Source organism: uncultured Escherichia sp. (genome assembly GCF_948475835.1).
GTDB lineage: Bacteria > Pseudomonadota > Gammaproteobacteria > Enterobacterales > Enterobacteriaceae > ECMA0423.
Genome location: NZ_CAOLGM010000198.1, coordinates 1 through 4,897, shown reverse-complemented (window position 1 = coordinate 4,897; position 4,897 = coordinate 1). Strand labels below are relative to the sequence as shown.

Annotated in this window: 4 protein-coding genes and 2 pseudogenes; 4 read left to right on the top strand and 2 right to left on the bottom strand. The window is 47.3% G+C overall.

The window, feature by feature from the left end; all coding sequences use genetic code 11:
- The 3 genes from QZF50_RS22555 to eno all read left to right on the top strand — a co-directional run.
- Window positions 1–223 (top strand): MazG nucleotide pyrophosphohydrolase domain-containing protein (locus QZF50_RS22555; protein ID WP_288144571.1); only part of this gene is annotated, 223 nt, incomplete at its 5' end.
- A gap of 227 nt (window positions 224–450) precedes the next feature.
- Window positions 451–2,088 (top strand): glutamine hydrolyzing CTP synthase, encoded by a 1,638-nt coding sequence (pyrG, locus tag QZF50_RS22550; protein WP_000210878.1) that lies wholly within the window; start codon window positions 451–453, stop codon window positions 2,086–2,088.
- Between the two features lie 87 nt (window positions 2,089–2,175).
- Window positions 2,176–3,474, top strand: a complete 1,299-nt coding sequence (gene eno / locus QZF50_RS22545; RefSeq protein WP_000036723.1) for a phosphopyruvate hydratase — start codon at window positions 2,176–2,178, stop codon at window positions 3,472–3,474.
- A gap of 59 nt (window positions 3,475–3,533) precedes the next feature.
- Here the strand turns inward: eno and QZF50_RS22540 are convergent.
- Window positions 3,534–4,406, bottom strand: a pseudogene (locus QZF50_RS22540) (YgcG family protein).
- A gap of 13 nt (window positions 4,407–4,419) precedes the next feature.
- Window positions 4,420–4,560, bottom strand: coding sequence for a cell envelope stress response protein YqcG (gene yqcG, locus QZF50_RS22535; protein WP_001288227.1), 141 nt, complete (start codon window positions 4,558–4,560; stop codon window positions 4,420–4,422).
- 138 nt (window positions 4,561–4,698) lie between these two features.
- On the opposite strand from yqcG, the pseudogene QZF50_RS22530 reads away from it, so the two are divergent.
- Window positions 4,699–4,897, top strand: a pseudogene (locus QZF50_RS22530) (7-carboxy-7-deazaguanine synthase QueE); the annotation flags it as partial.

Here is a 4,897-nt window from a genome sequence, read left to right as displayed (position 1 = left end):
GGAGGAGGAAATGGGGGACCTGCTGTTTGCCACGGTCAATCTGGCTCGTCATTTAGGGACAAAAGCGGAAATCGCATTGCAAAAAGCGAACGAAAAATTTGAGCGTCGTTTTCGCGAAGTGGAGCGTATTGTTGCCGCGCGTGGACTGGAAATGACAGGTGTTGACCTCGAAACAATGGAAGAAGTCTGGCAACAGGTAAAACGGCAGGAAATTGATCTCTAAGGGAATTACGCGGTCAAGCGCCATTTGTGTCATTTTTTAAATGACAAGCGCTTGATTTGCGTCAAAAACATTTACCCCAAAGGGGCTATTTTCTCACTCCTGATTTCAATAGTGCGCTGGCGAAGAGGAGGGATAATGAAAGTTTGTGGCACAGGTCATGTTCGGGTATACTGCTTTCCCGTCCTGGTTATTCCATCGTCTTTTCAACCTAACTTCTCAGGTTCAGCATGACAACGAACTATATTTTTGTGACCGGCGGGGTCGTATCCTCTCTGGGTAAAGGCATTGCCGCAGCCTCCCTCGCAGCCATTCTTGAAGCCCGTGGCCTCAATGTGACCATCATGAAACTGGATCCTTACATCAACGTCGATCCAGGTACTATGAGCCCAATCCAACACGGGGAAGTGTTCGTTACTGAAGACGGCGCTGAAACCGACCTGGACCTGGGGCACTACGAGCGTTTCATTCGTACCAAAATGAGCCGCCGCAACAACTTCACCACGGGTCGTATCTACTCTGACGTTCTGCGTAAAGAACGCCGCGGTGACTACCTCGGCGCAACCGTGCAGGTTATTCCGCACATCACTAACGCAATCAAAGAGCGCGTGCTGGAAGGTGGCGAAGGTCATGACGTAGTACTGGTAGAAATCGGCGGTACAGTAGGTGATATCGAATCCTTGCCGTTCCTCGAAGCGATTCGCCAGATGGCTGTTGAAATTGGCCGTGAGCACACTCTGTTTATGCACCTGACGCTGGTGCCGTACATGGCAGCGTCTGGTGAAGTCAAAACCAAACCGACTCAGCACTCTGTAAAAGAGCTGCTCTCCATCGGTATCCAGCCTGACATCCTGATTTGTCGTTCAGATCGCGCTGTTCCGGCGAACGAACGTGCGAAGATTGCATTGTTCTGTAATGTTCCGGAAAAAGCGGTTATTTCTCTGAAAGACGTCGATTCCATCTATAAAATTCCGGGCCTGTTGAAATCTCAGGGGCTGGACGATTATATTTGTAAACGATTCAGCTTAAACTGCCCGGAAGCGAATCTGTCCGAATGGGAACAGGTTATCTTCGAAGAAGCGAACCCGGTAAGTGAAGTCACCATCGGTATGGTCGGCAAGTACATTGAACTGCCGGATGCTTATAAATCAGTGATCGAAGCACTGAAACACGGTGGGCTGAAGAATCGTGTCAGCGTCAACATCAAACTGATCGATTCACAAGATGTTGAAACGCGCGGCGTTGAAATCCTTAAAGGTCTGGACGCAATCCTCGTACCTGGCGGTTTCGGCTATCGTGGCGTAGAAGGCATGATTACGACCGCGCGTTTTGCGCGTGAGAACAATATTCCTTATCTGGGCATTTGCCTGGGTATGCAGGTGGCGTTAATTGATTACGCTCGCCATGTTGCCAACATGGAGAACGCCAACTCTACGGAATTTGTGCCAGACTGTAAGTACCCGGTTGTGGCGCTGATTACCGAGTGGCGCGATGAAAACGGCAACGTTGAAGTTCGTAGCGAGAAGAGCGATCTCGGCGGTACCATGCGTCTCGGCGCACAGCAGTGCCAGTTGGTTGACGATAGCCTGGTTCGCCAGCTGTACAATGCGCCGACAATTGTTGAGCGTCATCGTCACCGTTACGAAGTCAACAACATGCTGTTGAAACAGATTGAAGATGCAGGTCTGCGCGTTGCGGGCCGTTCCGGGGATGATCAGTTGGTCGAGATCATCGAAGTTCCGAATCACCCGTGGTTCGTGGCTTGCCAGTTCCATCCGGAGTTTACTTCTACTCCACGTGATGGTCACCCGCTGTTTGCAGGCTTTGTGAAAGCCGCCAGCGAGTTCCAGAAACGTCAGGCGAAGTAAGTAAAAAAGTTAGAACGGCAACGCGTACCCTGGGTACGCGTTGTTTGTCTGGAGTTTCAGTTTAACTAGTGACTTGAGGAAAACCTAATGTCCAAAATCGTAAAAATCATCGGTCGTGAAATCATCGACTCCCGTGGTAACCCGACTGTTGAAGCCGAAGTACATCTGGAGGGTGGTTTCGTCGGTATGGCAGCTGCTCCGTCAGGTGCTTCTACTGGTTCCCGTGAAGCTCTGGAACTGCGCGATGGCGACAAATCCCGTTTCCTGGGTAAAGGCGTAACCAAAGCTGTTGCTGCGGTAAACGGCCCGATCGCTCAGGCGCTGATTGGCAAAGATGCTAAAGATCAGGCTGGCATTGACAAGATCATGATCGACCTGGACGGCACCGAAAACAAATCCAAATTCGGCGCGAACGCAATCCTGGCTGTATCTCTGGCTAACGCCAAAGCTGCTGCAGCTGCTAAAGGTATGCCGCTGTACGAGCACATCGCTGAACTGAACGGTACTCCGGGCAAATACTCTATGCCGGTTCCGATGATGAACATCATCAACGGTGGTGAGCACGCTGACAACAACGTTGATATCCAGGAATTCATGATTCAGCCGGTTGGCGCGAAAACTGTGAAAGAAGCCATCCGCATGGGTTCTGAAGTTTTCCATCACCTGGCAAAAGTTCTGAAAGCGAAAGGCATGAACACTGCTGTTGGTGACGAAGGTGGCTATGCGCCGAACCTGGGTTCCAACGCTGAAGCTCTGGCTGTTATCGCTGAAGCTGTTAAAGCTGCTGGTTATGAACTGGGCAAAGACATCACTCTGGCGATGGACTGCGCAGCTTCTGAATTCTACAAAGATGGTAAATACGTTCTGGCTGGCGAAGGCAACAAAGCGTTCACCTCTGAAGAATTCACTCACTTCCTGGAAGAACTGACCAAACAGTACCCGATCGTTTCTATCGAAGACGGTCTGGACGAATCTGACTGGGACGGTTTCGCATACCAGACCAAAGTTCTGGGCGACAAAATCCAGCTGGTTGGTGACGACCTGTTCGTAACCAACACCAAGATCCTGAAAGAAGGTATCGAAAAAGGTATCGCTAACTCCATCCTGATCAAATTCAACCAGATCGGTTCTCTGACCGAAACTCTGGCTGCAATCAAGATGGCGAAAGATGCTGGCTACACTGCAGTTATCTCTCACCGTTCTGGCGAAACTGAAGACGCTACCATCGCTGACCTGGCTGTTGGTACTGCTGCAGGCCAGATCAAAACTGGTTCTATGAGCCGTTCTGACCGTGTTGCTAAATACAACCAGCTGATTCGTATCGAAGAAGCTCTGGGCGAAAAAGCACCGTACAACGGTCGTAAAGAGATCAAAGGCCAGGCATAAGACTGACTTTATCTGATTTAAAAATGCCAGCCTCCGGGCTGGCATTTTTTATGGTTGAGTTACCAGCGGCCGGATGCGCCGCCACCTCCAGAAGAACCGCCACCGCCGCTAAATCCGCCGCCACTTGAGCCTCCACCGGAACCGCTGTTGTCTGAATGATAACTTTTACCTGATGCTCTTTTCTGAAGTACACATAAACAGGTAAAGACCATAAATATGGTGAAAGTAAAAAAGAAGGAAAATACAGCAATGGAAAAAATTTTATCGGAGAACAGGAATAAATCTAAAAGATAGATTGCTGAAATATAGACTCCACTTTTACATGCGCGACAAAAATTACTGCCTTGATGAAAAAACCAGAAAGGGAAGAACATCACTGCAAATACCCAAAAAATAGCAAAGTAATAATGATCACTGGAAGACGCTGATTCACTTTCTGAAGGATTAGTCGGATATTGGTGTTGTGAAGTGAGTTGGTTATTCAAAGCGTTTATAGCTAGCTCTAATCCCTGAGCAAATTTTTGTTGTTTAAATGCGGGTATCATGTTGCTACGGATGATATCTCTAGCCAGAGCATCGGTTACCTTTTCTTCCAGCCCATAACCTACCTGGATGCGGACAGTACGATCTGACCAGGCAACAATGATCAGTATCCCATCATTACGTTTGGCATCTCCTAAACGCCAATTGTCAAAAACTCTTGTAGCATATTGTTCAATTGTCTCGTCTTTGGTTGTGGGAACAATTAATACAGCAATTTGCACTTGGGTATTATTGAAAATAGATTCTAACTTGTGCGTCAGTTCTTTCTTTTCTTGTGAGTTTAAGCTACTCGTAAGATCCGTAACTTGTTACTGTAATTGTGGGACAATAGTTGGTTGGGCTGCAACAAAGGAACATACGAAAGTGAACATTAGTATGAAATAGCGCATTATAAATTTCTCATTAAATCTGGATAAATAAATTGACGGCGGCATCGGTAATTTTAGATTCGTTATCATTAAAAACTAATACAGAAAAAATAAATATAATTTTGGTGAATGTTTTGACATGATTAAATCCATTTTCTTTATTTTCTTCTGACATAATACGTTACTCCCTTTAATTATTAACGATATGTTTCGCATTTTTCTTTAAATCTGCATGTAACAGAATGTTAATAAGACATGATTGTTGCGGCAGGATCTGCAATAATTAACAATTATCCACTTCACAGAGAATGCTATGCAGTACCCGATTAACGAGATGTTCCAGACCCTGCAAGGTGAGGGTTACTTTACCGGCGTCCCCGCCATTTTTATTCGTTTACAGGGATGCCCGGTTGGCTGTGCCTGGTGCGACACCAAACACACCTGGGAAAAGCTTGAGGATCGGGAAGTCTCCCTTTTCAGCATTCTGGCGAAGACCAAAGAGAGTGATAAGT